This window comes from Nonomuraea sp. NPDC048892 (genome assembly GCF_040649735.1).
GTDB lineage: Bacteria > Actinomycetota > Actinomycetes > Streptosporangiales > Streptosporangiaceae > Nonomuraea > Nonomuraea maheshkhaliensis.
This window is the reverse complement of the sequence record NZ_JBEZFZ010000009.1, coordinates 285,808-302,646: the sequence shown is the minus strand read 5'-3', so window position 1 is coordinate 302,646 and position 16,839 is coordinate 285,808. Positions and strand designations below refer to the sequence as shown.

17 protein-coding genes are annotated in these 16,839 nt (G+C 73.2%); 7 read left to right on the top strand and 10 right to left on the bottom strand.

The window, feature by feature from the left end; translation table 11 throughout:
• The first annotated feature begins 3 nt into the window (after positions 1 to 3).
• Positions 4 to 984, top strand: a complete 981-nt coding sequence (egtD, locus tag AB0C28_RS29590) for an L-histidine N(alpha)-methyltransferase (protein ID WP_357835981.1) — start codon at positions 4 to 6, stop codon at positions 982 to 984.
• Positions 981 to 2,183 (top strand): ergothioneine biosynthesis PLP-dependent enzyme EgtE, encoded by a 1,203-nt coding sequence (gene egtE, locus AB0C28_RS29585; protein WP_358079039.1) that lies wholly within the window; start codon positions 981 to 983, stop codon positions 2,181 to 2,183. The genes egtD and egtE overlap by 4 nt, the downstream gene beginning before the upstream one ends.
• Before the next feature lie 130 nt (positions 2,184 to 2,313).
• Here the strand turns inward: egtE and AB0C28_RS29580 are convergent, their stop codons facing one another.
• Positions 2,314 to 3,798, bottom strand: a complete 1,485-nt coding sequence (locus AB0C28_RS29580) for a hypothetical protein (RefSeq protein WP_358079036.1) — start codon at positions 3,796 to 3,798, stop codon at positions 2,314 to 2,316.
• 147 nt (positions 3,799 to 3,945) lie between these two features.
• Between AB0C28_RS29580 and AB0C28_RS29575 the strand changes: the two genes are divergently transcribed.
• On the top strand, positions 3,946 to 5,310 hold the full coding sequence (locus AB0C28_RS29575; RefSeq protein WP_358079033.1) for a hypothetical protein: 1,365 nt from the start codon (positions 3,946 to 3,948) through the stop codon (positions 5,308 to 5,310).
• A gap of 106 nt (positions 5,311 to 5,416) precedes the next feature.
• Here the strand turns inward: AB0C28_RS29575 and AB0C28_RS29570 are convergent, their stop codons facing one another.
• Complete coding sequence (locus tag AB0C28_RS29570) at positions 5,417 to 7,318, bottom strand: S41 family peptidase (protein WP_358079031.1); 1,902 nt, start codon at positions 7,316 to 7,318, stop codon at positions 5,417 to 5,419.
• A gap of 252 nt (positions 7,319 to 7,570) precedes the next feature.
• On the opposite strand from AB0C28_RS29570, the gene AB0C28_RS29565 reads away from it, so the two are divergent.
• Entirely contained in the window at positions 7,571 to 8,989 is a 1,419-nt protein-coding gene (locus AB0C28_RS29565) for an OFA family MFS transporter (RefSeq protein ID WP_358079028.1), read from the top strand.
• A gap of 152 nt (positions 8,990 to 9,141) precedes the next feature.
• Here AB0C28_RS29565 and AB0C28_RS29560 read toward each other — a convergent pair whose 3' ends face one another.
• The 3 genes from AB0C28_RS29560 to AB0C28_RS29550 form a co-directional block, all read right to left on the bottom strand.
• Positions 9,142 to 10,056 carry an alpha/beta hydrolase gene (locus AB0C28_RS29560; protein WP_358079025.1) on the bottom strand — a complete coding sequence of 305 codons (915 nt, stop codon included), beginning with the start codon at positions 10,054 to 10,056 and terminating at the stop codon, positions 9,142 to 9,144.
• A gap of 91 nt (positions 10,057 to 10,147) precedes the next feature.
• The gene (locus AB0C28_RS29555) at positions 10,148 to 10,405 is read right to left on the bottom strand and encodes a hypothetical protein (RefSeq protein WP_357835960.1); all 258 of its coding nucleotides are present in this window, start codon (positions 10,403 to 10,405) and stop codon (positions 10,148 to 10,150) included.
• Positions 10,405 to 10,887 carry a hypothetical protein gene (locus tag AB0C28_RS29550; protein WP_358079022.1) on the bottom strand — a complete coding sequence of 161 codons (483 nt, stop codon included), beginning with the start codon at positions 10,885 to 10,887 and terminating at the stop codon, positions 10,405 to 10,407. The genes AB0C28_RS29555 and AB0C28_RS29550 overlap by 1 nt, the downstream gene beginning before the upstream one ends.
• 137 nt (positions 10,888 to 11,024) lie before the next feature.
• On the opposite strand from AB0C28_RS29550, the gene AB0C28_RS29545 reads away from it, so the two are divergent.
• Both AB0C28_RS29545 and AB0C28_RS29540 read left to right on the top strand, forming a co-directional pair.
• The gene (locus tag AB0C28_RS29545; protein WP_358079019.1) at positions 11,025 to 11,990 is read left to right on the top strand and encodes a helix-turn-helix domain-containing protein; all 966 of its coding nucleotides are present in this window, start codon (positions 11,025 to 11,027) and stop codon (positions 11,988 to 11,990) included.
• Entirely contained in the window at positions 11,987 to 12,592 is a 606-nt protein-coding gene (locus AB0C28_RS29540; RefSeq protein ID WP_357835951.1) for a DJ-1/PfpI family protein, read from the top strand. The genes AB0C28_RS29545 and AB0C28_RS29540 overlap by 4 nt, the downstream gene beginning before the upstream one ends.
• Positions 12,593 to 12,623: 31 nt before the next feature.
• Here AB0C28_RS29540 and AB0C28_RS29535 read toward each other — a convergent pair whose 3' ends face one another.
• The 4 genes from AB0C28_RS29535 to AB0C28_RS29520 all read right to left on the bottom strand — a co-directional run bounded on the left by AB0C28_RS29535 (position 12,624) and on the right by AB0C28_RS29520 (position 15,273).
• Complete coding sequence (locus tag AB0C28_RS29535) at positions 12,624 to 13,061, bottom strand: MarR family winged helix-turn-helix transcriptional regulator (protein ID WP_346113317.1); 438 nt, start codon at positions 13,059 to 13,061, stop codon at positions 12,624 to 12,626.
• A 60-nt stretch (positions 13,062 to 13,121) separates the two neighbouring features.
• Positions 13,122 to 14,114: a hypothetical protein gene (locus AB0C28_RS29530; protein WP_358079016.1), complete on the bottom strand. Its 993-nt coding sequence runs from the start codon at positions 14,112 to 14,114 to the stop codon at positions 13,122 to 13,124.
• 472 nt (positions 14,115 to 14,586) lie between these two features.
• Positions 14,587 to 14,934, bottom strand: coding sequence for an STAS domain-containing protein (locus AB0C28_RS29525; RefSeq protein WP_357835945.1), 348 nt, complete (start codon positions 14,932 to 14,934; stop codon positions 14,587 to 14,589).
• A 195-nt stretch (positions 14,935 to 15,129) separates the two neighbouring features.
• Entirely contained in the window at positions 15,130 to 15,273 is a 144-nt protein-coding gene (locus AB0C28_RS29520) for a hypothetical protein (RefSeq protein ID WP_357835942.1), read from the bottom strand.
• 98 nt (positions 15,274 to 15,371) lie between these two features.
• Here AB0C28_RS29520 and AB0C28_RS29515 point away from each other — a divergent pair, with 98 nt between their 5' ends.
• Positions 15,372 to 15,881, top strand: a complete 510-nt coding sequence (locus AB0C28_RS29515) for a hypothetical protein (RefSeq protein ID WP_357835939.1) — start codon at positions 15,372 to 15,374, stop codon at positions 15,879 to 15,881.
• Here the strand turns inward: AB0C28_RS29515 and AB0C28_RS29510 are convergent.
• Positions 15,847 to 16,830, bottom strand: coding sequence for an NAD(P)-dependent alcohol dehydrogenase (locus AB0C28_RS29510; RefSeq protein WP_357835936.1), 984 nt, complete (start codon positions 16,828 to 16,830; stop codon positions 15,847 to 15,849). The genes AB0C28_RS29515 and AB0C28_RS29510 overlap by 35 nt on opposite strands.
• Between the last annotated feature and the right edge of the window lie 9 nt (positions 16,831 to 16,839).

Below are 16,839 nucleotides of genomic sequence, written 5' to 3'. Positions count from 1 at the left end.
CTCGTGCCCGTCAGCCACTCCACCGTGCGTGTGATCAACCATCTCGACCGCGACTACCTGCGCCAGGCGCTCGAACACGACGTCACCAGCGGCCTGACGTCCTCGCCCAAGTGGCTGCCGCCCAAGTGGTTCTACGACGCCGTGGGCAGCGAGCTGTTCTCGAAGATCACCCGGCTGCCCGAGTACTACCCGACCCGGCGCGAGCTGGCCATCCTGCGGGCGCGCTCGGCCGAGATCGTCGCCGCCTGCGGCGCCGACACGCTGGTCGAGCTGGGGTCGGGGACCAGCGAGAAGACCGTGCTGCTGCTCGACGCGCTCGCCACGGCGGGCCGGCTGCGCGGCTACACACCGGTGGACGTGGACGCGGTCACCCTGGAGGCCGCGGCGCGGCGGGTGGCCGACCGCTACCCCGGCGTGGACGTGCGCGCGGTGTGCGCCGACTTCGAACGCCACCTGGCGCTGCTGCCACGCGAGGGGCGGCGCATGGTCGCCTTCCTCGGTGGCACGATCGGCAACCTCGAACCGGCCGCCCGCGCGGTTTTCCTGAAGGAGTTGCGGGCCACGATGCGGCCGGGGGACACGTTCCTGCTGGGGGCGGACCTGGTCAAGGACACCGGGCGGCTCGTGGCCGCGTACGACGACGCGGCGGGGGTGACGGCCGAGTTCAACCGGAACGTGCTCCGGGTGATCAACCGCGAGCTGGACGCGGACTTCGAGCCCGAGGCGTTCGAGCACGTGGCCGTCTTCGACGAGCGGCACGAGTGGATCGAGATGCGGCTGCGGGCGACCCGGGCCATGCGGGTGCGGGTCGATGCGCTCGGGCTGGCGGTGTCGTTCGAGGCCGGGGAGGAGATGCGGACCGAGATCAGCGCCAAGTTCCGGCCCGAGGGGCTGCGCGCTGAGCTGACCGCGGCCGGCTTTCGCGTCGGCCGCCGCTACACCGATCCGGCAGGGGACTTCACGCTGGTCCTGGCCGAGGCGTGACGACCTCGCCGGCGATCGGGCACGTCGGCGCGGCGTGGCGGGCGGCACGGAGCGTGACGCCCGCCGGCCTGCTCGACGCGGCCGGCTGCAACGTGCCCAGCGACCGCGTGCTCGACGCCGTCATCGCTCATCTGCGGCGCGAACGCGAGATCGGCGGCTACCGGGCGGCGCCCGACCTGACCGGGGCCCGGACGGACCTGGCCGCGCTGGCCGGCGCGGAGGCCGGTGACGTGGCCTTCCTGGAGAGCGGGACCGAGGCGATGGCGGCGCTGCTGGGCGGCTGGCGGCTCGGGCCCGGCAGCCGGATCGGGTGCACCCGCGCCGAGTACGGCAGCACGTTCATGCTGCTGCGCCGGCTGGCCGAGCGGCGCGGGTGGCGGCTGATCGAGCTGCCGGTGGACTCCGACGGCCGGCTCGACCCGGACGGGCTGCGCGCCCGCCTGCGGTCCGGGCTGGACCTGGTGGTGCTCTCCCACCTCGGCTCCCACCATGGCGTCGTGCAGCCCGCCGAGGCGGCCGGGGCGCTGTGCCGGGCCGCCGGGGTGCCGTTCGTGCTGGACGTCTGCCAGTCGCTGGGGCACGTGGAGGTGCGGGGGGCGGGGGCGAGCGCGTACGTGGGGACGTCGCGCAAGTGGCTGGCCGGGCCGCGCGGGGTCGGCTTCCTCATCGTCCCCGGCCTCACCGCCACCATGGACACCCCGGCCCCGACCCTCGCCGGCCATGTCTGGAACGACCCCGGCTCGCCGTGGGCCGAGCCGCCGGAGTCGTGGGGCGCCGTGGGGGATGAGCCTCGGCCTGTGCCGGGAGCGGCTCGGTATGAGACCTCCGAGGCGGCCGTCGCGGCGAGGGTCGGGCTGGGGGTGGCCGTGCGGGAACACCACGAGCTCGGCCCGTCCGTCATCCACGACCACCTGGCCGGACTCGGCCGCACGGCGCGCGGGCTGCTCGACGGGGCGGGTGGCTGGCGGGTCGCGGAGCCGCTGGACGAGCCCTCCGCCCTCGTCACGTTGAAGCCGCCGCCCGACGACACCGCCGTCCGCGCCGCAGCCCGGGCGGCCGAGGCGTCCCTGCTGGTCGGCGTGGTGCTGGTGGCCCGGGCGCCGCTGCACCTGCGCGAGCCGGTGCTGCGCGTCTCCCCGCCGCCCGGCACCCCCGTGGAGACCTTCGAGGCCCTGGCCGGCGTCCTGACCTCCCGCTGAAACGGCCTGCGCTGACCCCCACGAAGGCGCGCCCGGCCTCCATGGACCCGTGCTGACCTCCACGAAGGCGCGCCGGCTCTCCAGGGCCCGCGCTGACGTCACACGCCATCAGCCTGGGCTTGGGTCGGTGTCACGGGTCGCAGGGATGGCAGAGGTCCTCGATGGCGGCGGCCACGCGGCGGGTGAACGGGGAGGCGCTGGCGGGGCCGTGGAAGGGCTGCGTGGCGCCGTCCGTGACCGCCTCGATGGTGGCCAGGTCGGCCCCCGGATGACAGACGACATCGGGGCCCGGCAGGTCCGCCAGCAGAAACTCGCCCTGGTCGGCGCGGGCCTCGGCCGGGCTCGCGGCGGGGCGGGCCCAGCGCAGGCGGTCGTCGCGGTCGAGCCGGTAGACGCCGGGACCCCGGCCGGCCGCCACCCGTACCGGGGCCTCGTGCCGATGGCGCACCCGGACCGAGAACGGCCCGCCGCGCTCGGTCGCCCGCAGTAGGCTGAGCTGGTTGAACTCCTGCGGATCCGCCAGCCAGCCGACCCGGCCGCGCAACATCACGACCAGGTGCGCCAGCGTGAACGGCGGCACCCCCACGGCCTGCTGGTTGACCGCCGACACCTCGGCGCTCTCGTCGTGCCGCCACTTGATCGCCGAGACCAGGACCCGTTCACCCTGCGTGAGCAGCGCGTGCACGCTGAACAGCCCGGCGACGCCGTACCGGCGCCAGCCCCAGACACCGATGCGCTCGGCGCACTCGATGAGCAGCGCGGCGGCTGGCACCGGCCACGGGCGCGACCAATCTCGCCCGGCCGGGCACAGCGGGCCGACGCCCAGCTCGGGGACGCCGGTGGCGCCGTGGGACGGGCGGTCCACGTACACGCTGACGCCGCCCTCGCCGTCCGGGACGCTGAGCGCGGTGACGGCGCACGGCCAGCCGTCCACGTACGCGGCCACCCGGTACGGCCCCAGCAGCCGGGCCGCACGATACATGTCGGCGTCACCCGACACGATCACCGTGCCGCGCCCGCCGGCCAGGCCGCCCGCCTGCACCACGACCCGTTCGGTGCCGACCGCGCGGCGCAGTTCGGCCAGGCCGGGCAGCCGCTCGGCCGGCACGCAGCGGATCCGCGCCACGGCGGGCACCCCGGCCGCGCGCAGCAGGTCGTCCAGCAGGTGCCTGGCCTCGATCGTGGCACGCACGCCCTCGCCGATCGCCGCCACCGTGGCCCCGGGGCCGGCCAGCTCCGACAGCCGGGCGCCTGCGCACCTGCTGGCGATGACGGGCGGGCGGTCGAGCTTGACCAGGTGCCGGGCGGCGTCGTGCCGCACGCGGCGCAACCAGCCGTGCCGCTCGGCGACGGAACGCGTCCTGGTACGGTCCTCGGCCGCCACCACCATGCCGGGCAGGGCCGGGTCCCATGCCGAATAGCAGCCGATGCCCAGGGCGGGCCGCAGCGACTCGACGGGGGCCGGGCCGGTGTAGCCGGTGCGCAGGGCGGTGCTGTACCGGTCGACGGTGACCAGCGGCCGGCCCGCGAGCGCGGCCAGCAACTCGGCGTGCGCCACATCGACCGCCGCCCCCTCCTTGTGCGCAGCCCCGCCGCCGCCGTCCCTGAGTGTCATGCCGTCTTTCCTCTCCTCCGGCCTCGACCGGGCCGCCACGTCACGGTCCGCACTATTGACGGTGCGCTCCGTACGGCGCATCGTCGAGAGCACCGCGATGTGAAGCGATGTGAAGATGCGATGCCGCCACGGCGCACCCGTCCCGTCGTGAACCGGGCCCTCGCCGCGCTCATCGAACAGGCCGGCTGGACCCACGCCGCCACCGCGCAGCAGGTCAACGCCGTCGCCGCCGAGACCGGGGAGCGGATCCACTACGACCGCTCGGCCGTCGGGCACTGGCTGACCGGCACCGTGCCCAGGCCGGAGGCGGTGCACGCGGCCGTGGAGGCGTTCCGGCGCCGGCTCGGCCGGCCCGACCTCGGCCCCGCGCACCTCGGCTGGCCGGACCCCGGGTCCGGGCCCCCGGCCGACGACCCGTGGCGCGGCGACCCGGTCGCGCGGCTGGCCACGCTGGGGGAGGATGACCTGCTCAACCGCCGTACGGTACTGACCGCCGGCACGTTCACGCTCGCCGCCCTGTCCAGCCTGTCGAACCTGTCCGGCATTTCCGGAACGTCCGCCCGAAGCGCCCGGCACGCCCGCGTCCCCGGTCCGTCCGGCCGCCCGGGCACGGGAGACGTGGCCCGCATCAGGGCCGCCACCGCCGCCTTCGCCGACCTGGACGACCGGTTCGGAGGCGCCCACGCCCGCGTCGCGGTCGCCGCCTACCTGTCGCGCGAGATCACGCCGCTGCTGCGCGAGGCGAGCGGGCGTACCAGGCCGGACCTGTTCGCCGCGGCGGCCGAGCTGGGCTACCTGGCCGCGTACATGGCCATGGACGCCGGCGCGAACGCGCTGGCCCAGCGCTACTACATCAGCACCGTGCGGCTCGCCGACGAGGCCGGCGACCTGCTGTTACGGGCGACGGCGTTACGCAGCATGGCCGTGCAGGCGGCCGAGCTCGGCCACGACGGCGAGGCGCTGGCGCTGGCCGACGCCGCCGCCTCCGCCCTCGGCGGGCACGGCCCCAGGCGCACGCTGGCCTGGATCACCGGCATGCGCGCCGAGGCGCACGCGGCGGCCGGCACCCGCTGGGACGCGCTCAACCTGCTGCGCCGTACGGAGAACCAGCTCGAACGGGCCGGCTCCCCACAGGAGGCGGGCTGGGGCAACTATCGGCACGAATCTCTGGAGCACCAGATCGGGCTCACTCTCACCCAGCTCGGCGATCACGCCACCGCGGCCCGCCACTTCACCGCCTCCATGAACGCCCGCCGTCCCGTCGAAACCCGCACCCGCGTGCTGATCGGCCTGCGGGCGGCCAACGCCTACCTGCGCGCGGGGGACGCTGAGCAGGCCGCCGTCACGGCGCTCGGGTTCGGCGACGACGTCCGGCTGACCGCCTCGGCCCGGGTCGGCGCCGAGCTGCGCCGGCTGCGGGCGGGCTGGCAGCGCTTCCGCGACAGCCCGCTCGTCGCCGAGGCCGATCACGCGATGTCCACCGGCCCCCAGCCCACCGGCCGGGCCCGCTGACCGGCCGGGCTCGCTGACCGGCCGGCACCGAGGCGCGGAAGGCCGTGGCCCTCCGATGGCGCTGCTGGAGCCCGGGCGCGGTCAGCCGCCTGTCGTAGATGTTCGGTCAGTCGTTCGGCCTGAGTGTCCGGGCGGCGACCAGGTCGCCGTGCTCGAAGCCCTCCACCCGGACGACGCCCGCGCCCGCCGCCCCCGGCACCGGCACCTCCGTGTCCGGTCCTGTCACGTCCACCGACACCGCCGGCCGACCGTCCATGTACACGTCGGCCCGGTCGATCAGCCGGGTCGACAGCGTCAGGCCGGAACCGGTGACCCGCACGTCGAGCCGCCGCACCGGCCGTCCGGCCAGCAGTTCGCCCGCGCGGGCGAGCAGGTCGGCGTTGCCGTGCAGGACGTCGTCGCGGGTCATCCGGTGCCGGTGGTCCGACGCCACCCCGAGGTCCTCGACGGGCGTGCCGGCCAGGTCGTGCACCCGCAGCGTGCGCCTGATCGACACCCGCATGCCCGCCTGCCGGGGAAGCGGCCGGTAGGGGCTGCCGGGCGCGGGGGAGGGCAGTTCGAGCAGGAGCTTGAGCAGCGCGTGGGTCCACACGTTCGCGCCGCCCGCGCCCGTGCTGTCGTCGGTGCCGAGGATGGGGCCGATCCGGTGGTCCTGGAAGCCGCCGGCGAAGATGTCGGTCGCCGAGTAGCAGAGGGCATTGGTGATCAGCACGACCGGGCCGAAGTACCGCTGGCCGATGGCGTTGGCCCCGTCCGCGGGGGTGATGGGGAAACTGCCGGAGTAGACCGCGCCGGTCTCCAGCGCCTGCTCCATGGACGGGCACCAGGGGCCGAGGTCGATCTCGCCGGTCGGGTTCTCCTTGTGCTGCCCGCAGACGCGCTGGTTCAGCGCCGTCGTGACGAACTGGGTCGGCTCGGGCGTGATCGGGTGCGGAGTGAGCGTCTGCATCAGGAACTCGGCCGCGTAGATGTGCCCGCCGCCGTTGCCCCGTACGTCCACCACGAGCCCGTCCTGCGGCAGCAGCTCGACCAGCCGGACGAACTCGCGCACGAACGCGTCGGGGTCGTTGACGCTGAAGCTGAAGATGCGCAGGTGGCCGAAGACGCCGGACGGGGTGACGACGCTCCTGGCCCGGAAGAAGCCGGGCATCGACGTGGGCAGGTCCGCGCCTGGCCCGGCGGGCTCGGCGGTCAGCTCGGCGCCGCCCAGCGTCTCCAGCGGGGTGACGGCTTCGGGGACGTACAACATCTTCGTGGCCCGGCCGATCTCGTCCGCGCCGAGGTCGAGGCCCTGGGCCGTGGCGGCCACGCTGAGCTGGTCCGCGTCCACGAACGACGGCTGGTTGTCGCTGACCCGCCAGCTCTCGCGCAGCTCCCTGCGGATCCCGTCGGCGCCGACGTAGGTGAGCACGACCCAGCTCTCCTCGGGCGGCACGTGCAGGAGCAGCGGCCGGATCGTCAGCGACTGCAGGCCGCGGGCGCGCCGCGCGCCCGGATTGCTGCCGGCGAACCTGGCCGCGTTGCGCTCGACCGCCCGGTCGATCGGGACGCCGTTCCAGTGGGTGACCTCCACGCCCGGCCCGAACCCGGGCGCGGTGAAGCCCTCGACGGTCATGGTGACCACGTAGTGGCGCTCGTCGCCGGTGTAGTACTCCTCGATCAGGTACGGGAGGTAGGCGATCTTGCCGGCGTACGGGGACGGCAGCAGGTAGTTGGTGTGCAGGTCGCGTACGGAGTGGAAGATCTCCGACAGTTCGGCGTGGAAGCGCCATTCCGGGCCCATGGTCGCCGGGGTCTGCCGGCTCAGCCGTGCCGCGAGCAGCCGCAGCCGCTGCACCGGGTTGACGGCGTGCATCGCGGCCTTGAGCGGCAGGTGCACGTAGTTCTGCTCGATCAGTACCAGCGCCTGCTGGACCAGGAGCTTGCGGTCGTCGAGCGTCAGCTTGTCCGCGGTGCGCAGGAAGTCCTGCAGCTCCTGTTTCGCCACCCCGCTCGTTGGCTCGGTCATGTCGTCCACCCACCCGGTGTCGTCTCGGTGCGGGCGCGGGGAACGTTCCCGAGCCCGCAGACGGCACCCTGCCACCGGGCGCGCGGGTGTCGCCACGGGGGGTGACCTAGGGTTTTCCCTAGGACGCCGCCGGGCCGGGGCAGGTCAGGCGGTCGCACCGCTCATGAATGATCACGGGGTCAGGAGCCGTTCGTCGACGGGAACTGACCGCTCGCCGTAAAACTTGTACGGGTTTCAAATACTGCATACCGTATGTGGTACCCGTGGTGCGTGGCAGACAGGACCAGGTTCGCTAGCTCCGCAGGATTCCTCAGTCGTTCTCGTATCATCGCGGCACCCACCTGGAGCCGATGGCTCGTGCCGCCCGCCGCGCTCTCCGTGCACCTGGCCATCGGGCAGGCGTACGCGTGGAGCGTCTTCAAACCCCCGCTCGAATCCTCGCTCGGGCTCTCCGGCACCCAGAGCGCGCTCCCGTTCCAGCTCGGCATCGTCATGCTCGGCCTGTCGGCCGCCTTCGGCGGCACGCTGGTCGAGCGCAACGGGCCGCGCTGGGCGATGTTCGTCTCGATGGCCTGCTTCTCCTCCGGCTTCCTGCTGTCGGCGCTGGGCGTGGCCACCCGGCAGTACTGGCTGGTGGTGTTCGGCTACGGCTTCGTGGGCGGCATCGGGCTCGGCATCGGCTACATCTCGCCGGTCTCGACACTGATCAAATGGTTCCCCGACCGGCCGGGCATGGCCACCGGCATCGCGATCATGGGATTCGGCGGCGGCGCGCTCATCGCCTCGCCGTGGTCGGCGCAGATGTTGTCCTCCTTCGGCACCGACACCGGCGGGATCGCCACGACGTTCCTCGTGCACGGCGTTGTCTACGCCGTGTTCATGTCGATGGGCGTGCTCCTCGTCCGCGTGCCCGCCGACGGTTGGAGGCCCAAGGGCTGGAGCCCGCCCGCGGCCGCCAGCGCGCGCCCGCTGATCACCAGCGCCGACGTCTCCGCCGCCAACGCCATCCGCACCCCGCAGTTCTACCTGCTGTGGGTCGTGCTGTGCTGCAACGTCACGGCCGGCATCGGCATCCTGGAGAAGGCCGCGCCGATGATCAGGGACTTCTTCGCCGGTACGCAGGCGCCCGTCGCCGTGGGCGCGGCGGCCGGCTTCGTCGCGCTGCTGTCGCTGGCCAACATGGCCGGCCGCTTCGTCTGGTCCTCCACTTCGGACCTGATCGGGCGCAAGAACATGTACCGCGTCTACCTGGGCGTCGGCGGGTTGCTCTACCTCGCCATCGCCCTGGCCGGCGACAGCTCCAGGCCGCTGTTCATCCTGTGCGCGATCGGCATCCTGTCCTTCTACGGCGGCGGGTTCGCGACCGTGCCCGCCTACCTCAAGGACCTGTTCGGCACCTACCAGGTGGGGGCCATCCACGGCCGCCTGCTCACCGCCTGGTCCACCGCCGGCGTGCTCGGCCCGCTGATCATCAACGCCATCGCCGACGGCCAGAAGGCGGCCGGCCGGGCGGGGCCCGACCTCTACACGACCTCGCTGTTCATCATGATCGGGCTGCTCGTGGTGGGCTTCCTCGCCAACGAGCTGATCCGGCCGGTGCACGAGAGATTCCACGAGAAGCCCGTGCAGCGGCTCGACCCGCAGGTGACGGAGAAGGGACAGGCGATATGAGTGAGGGGCACACCTGGCTCAAGGTGGTGGCGTGGCTCTGGGTGGGGGTGCCGTTCGCGTACGGCGTCTACGAGCTGTTCCTGAAGCTCACCCAGCTCTTCTCCTGACGACCGAACGGGCGGGCCCGGCGCACTGAGGCCGGGCCCGTTCGCTCATTTGAGGCTGCGCCCGACGGCGGCGGCGACCAGGTCGAGGGCCTCGGCGCTGGCCGGCAGCACGTTCACCAGCGTGAAGAAGACGTGCATCTGGCCCTCGAAGCGCCGGAACTCCACCGGCACCCCCGCCTGCCGCAGCCGCTCGGCGTACGCCTCGCCCTCGTCGCGCAGGACGTCGTACTCGGCGATCAGCACCAGCGCCGGCGGCAGGCCGGACAGGTCGGCCGCCCGCAGCGGGGAGGCGTCCGGGTTGGCCCGCGAGGCGGGGTCGGGGGCGTAGTGGTCCCAGAACCAGACCATCGCGTCGCGGGTGAGCAGGAGCTGGTTGTCCGGATCGCGGTAGGAGCCGTTGTCCAGGTCGCTGTCGGTGGCGGGATAGACCAGCACCTGCAGCGCGATGGCCGGGCCGTTCTCGTCCCTGGCCCGCTGGGCCACGACCGCCGCCAGGTTGCCGCCCGCGCTGTCGCCCGCCACCACGATCGGCAGGCCCGGCATGTCGGAGGCGGCCCAGAGCAGCGCGGCGTAGGCGTCGCGGGCGGCGACCGGGTAACGGTGCTCGGGGGCCTTCCGGTAGCCGGCCAGCACGACGGCGCAGCCGGTGCGCACGGCCAGCTCCCTGCCCAGGGTGTCGAACTCGTCGATGGAGCCGATGACCCAGCCGCCGCCGTGGTAGTAGACGATGACGCCGCGCGGGGTGCCGTTCGCGACCAGGATCCGGGCCGGGAACGAACCGCCGTCCTCGGCCGGGATCGTGACCTCCTCGACCCGGGCCACGTCGGGGCCCTTGCCGCTCAGCTCGTTCAGCCCGGCGCTGACGGCGCGCGCCTCCTCGGGCGGGAGCTCGTGCAGCGGCGGGCCTCCCATCGCGGCCAGTTGCTCCAGCAGCGCGGTCGTCGCTTGGTCCAGGGGCATGGGACGTCACCTCATCCGGGGAGCGCGGTCGGCGAACCTCCTCGAACGTAGGATCCGAAACCTTGCTTGTCTAGAAATCTAGAAATAGCGCCTAGTGTGCGGACGTGCGGAGCCGCCAGAGGGCGAGCAGGCCGCCGATCACCGGGACGACGGCGCGCCGGCGGGCGCCGGTCACGGCGCTGCCGGGGATCAGCACGGTGACGGCGATGACGGCCAGATAGGCCGCGCCGTGCACCGGGCCGACGAGCGAGGCCACCGCCGGCTCGTGCACGGTCGCCAGGTTGGTCAGCAGGACCGCCAGGGAGAGGGTCTCGAAGGCGGCCGCGATCCGCAGCGCGCGGACGGACATCAGGCCCCCTCGCCCGCGCCGGGACGCACGATCATCAGCACGACGACGATCGTCCACAGCAGGTTGTAGAAGCCCGCCGTCATCGACAGGGGCCGCAGCTTCGCGCGGTCGCCGGGGGTGGCCAGGGCGTCGCGCTGGCGCGGATAGATCTGCACGGCGAGCAGGAAGCCGGCGGCGGCGGTGAGGACGACGGCGAGGATGATCCAGATCTCGCCGGTACGCCCCTGCACGACGGCCAGGACGAGCCCGGCGGCGGGCACGATCAGGCCGCCGAGACTGTAGCCGCGGGTGATGCGGTGCAGCGCCAGAGCCACGGCCCGGCTCCGCCCGTCGTCCACGCTGTCATCGGCGACCGGGGTCACCGGTGCGGTGACCTGTGCGGTCACCGGTACGTAGCGCGGGAACAGGCTCGTCGCGATGGCCGAGCCGCCCACGAACAGGATGCCGGCCAGCACGTGCACCGACAGCAGCAGGTGTTCCATCGTTCTCCCTCCAACCTTCAGGTGGCCTGAAGCCTAACACAGCACCTTCAGGGTCCCTGAAGGGGGTGATCGCGATGGCGCGATCTGTGGGGTGGCGGTCGTTGACGCCATCTCCGGCCCGCCCACAAGCTGGAAAGGTGAAACAGCACCGCGTCGTCTTCGTCGTCTTCGACGGATTCCAGTCACTCGACCTGGCCGGCCCGTACGAGGTCTTCCACCAGGCCGGCGCCTACACCTGCGAGCTCCTGGCCCCCGCCCCCGGCCTGGTCCGGGCGAGCAGCGGCCTGCCCGTGCACGCCGGCCACGGGCCCGCCACGCTGTCCGCCGAAAGCGTGGACACCCTGGTCGTGGCCGGCGGCCCCGGCGTCTACGAGGCCAGGAACGACGCCGCGCTGCTGTCCTGGATCACCGCCGCCGGGGCGGGAGCCCGCCGGGCCACCTCGGTGTGCACGGGGGCGTTCCTGCTCGCCGCCGCCGGCCTGCTCGACGGACGCCGGGTGACCACCCACTGGGCCCGCGCGGAACGCCTGGCGGCGGAGCACCCCGAGGTCACCGTCGACAGCGACCCGATCTTCGTCAGGGACGGGCGCGTCTGGTCGTCGGCAGGAGTCACCGCCGGCATGGACCTCGCCCTCGCCCTGGTGGAGGACGACCTCGGCCGCGACGTCGCGCACGGCGTGGCCAGGCGGCTGGTCCTCTTCCTGCGCAGGCCGGGCAGCCAGTCGCAGTTCAGCGTGGGGCTGTGGTCCAGGCAGCCGGCCAGCGACCCCGTACGCGCCGCCGTGTCGTCCATCCACGCCGACCCCGGCGCCAGGCACGACATCAGGGACCTCGCTGAGCGGGCCGGCCTCAGCCCGCGCCACCTGCAGCGCCGCTTCACCGCCGAGCTTGGCGTCCCGCCCGGCTCGTACGTCGAGCGCGTCCGGATCGAGGCGGCCCAGCGCGCGCTCACCGAGGGCGACGACCCGGTCGAGGCCATCGCCCGCCGCTGCGGCTTCGGCACCGCCGAGACCCTGCGCCGGACGTTCCACCGCCGGGTCGGCGTCGCCCCCTCCGACTACCGGGACCGATTCCACTCCACCGCCATGGGAGGCGACCTGTGACCACGTACGGACTTCTCATCTTCGACCAGGCGGAAGAGCTCGACTTCGCCGGCCCCTGGGAGGTGTTCACCGTCTCCGCGCAACTGCGCGAGGGCGGCGACACCGCGGTGCTGATCGCCGAGAACCCCGGCCCCGTGCGCTGCGCCAAGGGCATGCGCGTGCTGCCCGACCACACCCTCGGCGACCATCCGCCGCTGGACGTGCTGCTCGTCCCCGGCGGGCGCGGCACGCGCACGGTCGAGGCGGACCATCCGGACGTCGTCGCCTGGATCGCCAAGACCGGGGCCCGGGCGAACTGGGTGACGAGCGTCTGCACCGGCACGTTCCTGCTGCACGCCGCCGGGCTCGCGCGCGGGCGGCGGGTGGCCACGCACTGGAGCCGCGAGGACGACCTCGAAGCGCGCGGGGACGTCACGGTCGTGCGGGATGCCCGGTATGTCGTGGACGGCGGCCTGCTCACCAGCCAGGGCATCTCGGCCGGCATCGACAGCGCGCTGTGGCTCGTCGGGCGGCTGCACGGCCGCGAGCACGCCCGCGCCGTCCGCCGCGTCATGCAGTACGACCCCGCGCCGCCGTACCTCGCCGACGAGCCGCTCGCCTGACCGGCGCCGTCGCATCCGTCCGGGCGCCGGATCAGGGGGCGAAGGCGGCGCGGATGGTCTCGCCGACCTTGCGCTGGATCGGGTCGGCGGCGGCCCCGAACATCAGCTCGTCCACCCGCCCCACCGCCTCCCTGGCCGCGCCCAGCAGCCGCGCCCCCTCAGGCGTGATCTCGATGGTGGAGGCGGAGCCCGCGCGGGCGGTGTTGTCGCGCACCAGCCCCGCCCCGGCCAGCGACTTCACCGCCGCGTGCACGCTCTGCACCGTGATGCCCGACATGCGGGCCAGATCGCTGAACGAGATGCCGGGCACCGCCGCGATGTGCCCGAGCAGCCCCAGCCGCCGCACCGTGAGATCGAGCGGCGCGAGGGCGGCGTTGAGCTCGGTCTCGATCCGCCGCGCCAGCGTGAGCACCACGATGGACGCGCTCGTCGTGGGAGGGCTGGGCCGGCCGTCGTTCTCGGAACTCACCCCCCAAGTCTCCCGCACCCCAGGCCCCGCACGACGACGGACGGCCGCCCCGGGCCCGTGTCACGACCCGGTGGCGCCCAGGTAACCGGCGGTCTCGGAGGGGACCCGGATCCGTCCTGACTTGGGGACGACGGCGAGGTAGAAGGCGGCGGACGTCACGGTGACCCGCTTGGTGTAGCGCCTGCCGTGGGTCACGGCGGCCGTCGGCCGGTCGGTGAACGCGAGCTGGCCCGCGCCGGGCCGGGCCACGAACCTCTCCTTCGAGGTGACCCCGTACCAGACGAGGGCGCCCCCGGCGGCGGTCTTCAGCGCGAACGGCCCCGACGTGGGCCGGCACTGCCGGGTCATGGTCCATTGGCCGCGCGCCTGCTCCCGCAGGGCCAGCTTGGCCCGGCCCAGCCGGCGCGGCTGGGCGTCCGACCTGAACAGGCCGCGCGCGCGTTCGTCCTGGTCGAGCGTGGCCTCCACGCGGGCGTGCGCGCGGACGATCTCCTGCGGCGAGGCGGTCAGCCCGCCACGCTCCCCGGCGGGCAGCACGGTCGCCAGCCCGTGCTCGTCGCGGGCGGCGACCGGCGGCCTGGCCCCGGCTGATGTGCCGGACATCGCCACCACCTTCCAGCCGCCGGACGTCTGCTGGAAGATCAGCTGGTTCCACCCCTTCTCGCCCTTACGGGCGAAGTCGGCCATGAACCACGGCGGGTTCGCGGCCCGCTTGGCGGGGATGGCGAAGCGCGGTTTGACGATGGTGGCGTGCGAGGTGCGTACGCTCTCGCCGAGCATCTCGCGCAGCCTGCTGTTCGCCTTGTCGATCCGGGCGGCCAGGCCCGCCTCGACCGCGCCGTAGTCGGTGCCGCCCGCCAGCTCCGCCCGCTTGACACCGTCGTCCCAGCGCTTGAGGAGGTTCTTGGCCTGCGCGACCGTCACCAGGCCCGTGGGTTTCGCGAGCTGAGCCGCGGCGGGCCGCTCACCGCCCGGCCCGCTGCAGGCGGAGGTGGCGGCGGCGAGGGCGAGAGCGAAGGCCAGGGGTGCGAGAGAAAGCCGGCGGATGGTCATCGTGGTCTCCGGGGATGCCGATTTCCACGATGTACGCGGTCGCGTTCAGGGCGGGTTCATGGCCGGGGCGCGCCATACCGGTTCGGTCGCCTTGCCCCCGCCCACGTGTCGTTGCCGCTCCGGGGACGTCAGCCGGTGATGAAGGAGCGCAACAGGGGGAAGAACCGGTTGCCCTCGGTGTCCGGGATGAAGTGGCCCGAGCGGTCGAACACCTCCAGGCGGGCGCAGCAGCAGGAGGGTCGGCTTCTCCCGCATCGCGTAGCCGTCGGGCTCCAGGGCGGGGCCCTCGACGTCCACGAAGAGGGAGGTGCCGTTCACTTGAACACGCATGGGGGTCGCTCCAGTCGATCGGGCGCTCGGCCAAACTTTCAAGATCAGTCTGGCCAGGCCCTTCGGAGCACACCATGAAGGCCGCACCCTGGGCGATGGTTGAGACAGCCTTACCCTCGCGGGGCTCCGCGACCGTGGGCGGCTAGGAGCCGGACGAGGTGTCGCAGAGGGAGAAGCGCTTGTCGAGGCCGGTCAGGCGCAGCAGCCGGGTGATCCGCGGCTGGGCCCCGCTCAGGCTGAAGGTGCCGCCGGCGGCCTCGACGGTGTTGGCGGCCCAGATCAGCGTGTTCAGCCCCGAGGAGTCACAGAAGGGGACATCCTGGAGATCGACCACCACGAGGGGCGGCCGGGTGCACTCCATGGCGTGGGTGAGCCCGTCACGGAACTCTCCCATCGTGGACAGATCCAGCTCTCCCGCGGGACTCAGCACAGCCGTGTTGTCACGCTGAGTGACGATCCAGGAGAAGCCGGTACGGTCGGCGCTCGCCATTCCACCCCTCCGTTCCTGGTGGTTCGCCGTCTTTATCATTGCATAGTGCAATAAGGCTGGGAACCCGCGCGCGAGCCCGGATGAGCGTGTCGCGAAGGTGTGTGGACAACTGTGCCCAATATAGAGCGAGCTGAAGCGCTCGAAGGATACTCGCGCTTCCGCCTGCTCCCGACTGTTCCCGCCCCGCGCGCGGGCTCACGAAGGCTCGTAGTCGCGCATGTAGCGCGCGACCTTGGTCGTGTAGTCGCGCCACTTCGGCGGTACGCCGCCGGCGCGCTTGACCGGGTCGACGCCGCTGCGGAAGAGCGCGGCCAGGTTCATCGCCGGATCGCCGGGCACGTCGGCGACCTGCGGGCCCAGCCGGCCCGACGATCAGCGCGCGATACCGCTCCGGGACGTCGGAGCCCGGGCGCAGCCAGCGGCCGGCGTCCGCGCCGGTGGGTGACGGGGTCGCGGTGGCGCCGGGGGAGGGGGTGCCGCCGGGCGGGCCGGGCCGCTGGACCATCGCGACGCCCACGGTGGTGGCGGTGGCCACGACCGCGGCTCCCACGGCGATACCCCCGACGAGCATCGCCCGCCGCCTCTTCCCGCCCCGCCCACCGCCGCCGGGTGGTTCGGCCGCTGCCTCCGGGCGTTCGTCGTCCGGCGTGGCGGGGAGGACGGGGGTGGGGGACGCCAAATACTTCCGCATCCTGGTCGCGCTGTGTGAGCCGCGCCTGCGCGACCCCTCGACCTCGCGCAGCCCGACGGTCCCCGAGATCATGGAACGGCTGCCCGACCTGGGGCTGAGCCGTACCGCGATCGGGTTCCACATCGGCTACCTGGCCGAGAAGAAGCTGCACGTCAAGAGCCCGCAGAGCGGCCCGCCGCACCATCCACACGGCACCACGGGCCGCCCGCGCGGCACAGGGCTCAGGGGGCGGGTTCCTCGGGATGCGACACGGTGATCACCACGTTGCCGACCTTCCGCCCGGACTCGACGTATCGGTGGGCTTCGAGGATCTCGTCCAGCGGATACCGCCTGTCGATCACCGGCCGGAACGTCCCCGCCTCGATCAGCTCCTTGAAGTACTGCGCCATCCCCGGATCGTCCTTGGGGATGGGGAAGTGCACCCGCCTGCCGCCGAGCAGCGGGGTGACGAGCGCTAGAAACAGGTTCTGCGACCCGGGCCCCACGTCGGAGGCGACGAAGATCCCGCGTGGCTTGAGCAGCCGCCGGCACCGCCAGAACGTGGTCTTGCCGACCGCGTCGAGGACGGCGTCGTAGGTGCGCTCGTCCTTGGTGAAGTCGGTGGTCGTGTAGTCCACGACCCGGTCGGCGCCCAGCTCGGCGACCAGGTCGAGGTGCTCGGTCGCGCAGACGGCGGTCACGTCGGCGCCCTCGTTCTTCAGCAGCTGCACCGCCGCCGAGCCGATGGCGCCGGTCGCGCCGTACACGAGCACGCTCTTCCCGGCGGTGATCCGCGCCGACCGCAGGAGGCTGAGCGCGTAGTGCGACCCCTCGGTGCCGGCCACGACCTCCTCGTACGAGAGCTCCTCGGGGACGAGCGCCAGCGCGACCTTCGGCGAGGCCGTCATGTATTGAGCGTGGGCCCCGAACCCGTCGTCGTTGTAGCCGAAGACCCGGTCGCCGGGCTTGACGGCGGTCACGTCACGGCCGACCGCCTCGACCTCGCCCGCGAACTCGGTGCCGAGGACGGGCACCTTCGGCGTGACGAGGCCGGTGATGAATCTCCAGATGAAGGGCTTGGCCGCACGTGCCGCGCAGTCCGTGCGGTTGACCGTCGTCGCGTGCACCTTGACGAGCACGTCGCCGTCCTTGACGACCGGCCGATCCACTTCAGCGATGCTCACCACGTCCGGCGGGCCGTATTTGGCGCGCACTGCGGCTTTCATGCCCCGGAT

Bases quoted from the DNA above. Each gene is read 5' to 3' on its own strand.
- AB0C28_RS29580 (WP_358079036.1), bottom strand. From the start codon at position 3,798: ATGACACTCAGGGACGGCGGCGGCGGGGCTGCGCACAAGGAGGGGGCG.
- AB0C28_RS29570 (WP_358079031.1), bottom strand. From the start codon at position 7,318: ATGACCGAGCCAACGAGCGGGGTGGCGAAACAGGAGCTGCAGGACTTC.
- AB0C28_RS29565 (WP_358079028.1), top strand. From the start codon at position 7,571: ATGTGGTACCCGTGGTGCGTGGCAGACAGGACCAGGTTCGCTAGCTCC.
- AB0C28_RS29560 (WP_358079025.1), bottom strand. From the start codon at position 10,056: ATGCCCCTGGACCAAGCGACGACCGCGCTGCTGGAGCAACTGGCCGCG.
- AB0C28_RS29555 (WP_357835960.1), bottom strand. From the start codon at position 10,405: ATGTCCGTCCGCGCGCTGCGGATCGCGGCCGCCTTCGAGACCCTCTCC.
- AB0C28_RS29550 (WP_358079022.1), bottom strand. From the start codon at position 10,887: ATGGAACACCTGCTGCTGTCGGTGCACGTGCTGGCCGGCATCCTGTTC.
- AB0C28_RS29530 (WP_358079016.1), bottom strand. From the start codon at position 14,114: ATGACCATCCGCCGGCTTTCTCTCGCACCCCTGGCCTTCGCTCTCGCC.
- AB0C28_RS29525 (WP_357835945.1), bottom strand. From the start codon at position 14,934: ATGGCGAGCGCCGACCGTACCGGCTTCTCCTGGATCGTCACTCAGCGT.
- AB0C28_RS29510 (WP_357835936.1), bottom strand. From the start codon at position 16,830: ATGAAAGCCGCAGTGCGCGCCAAATACGGCCCGCCGGACGTGGTGAGC.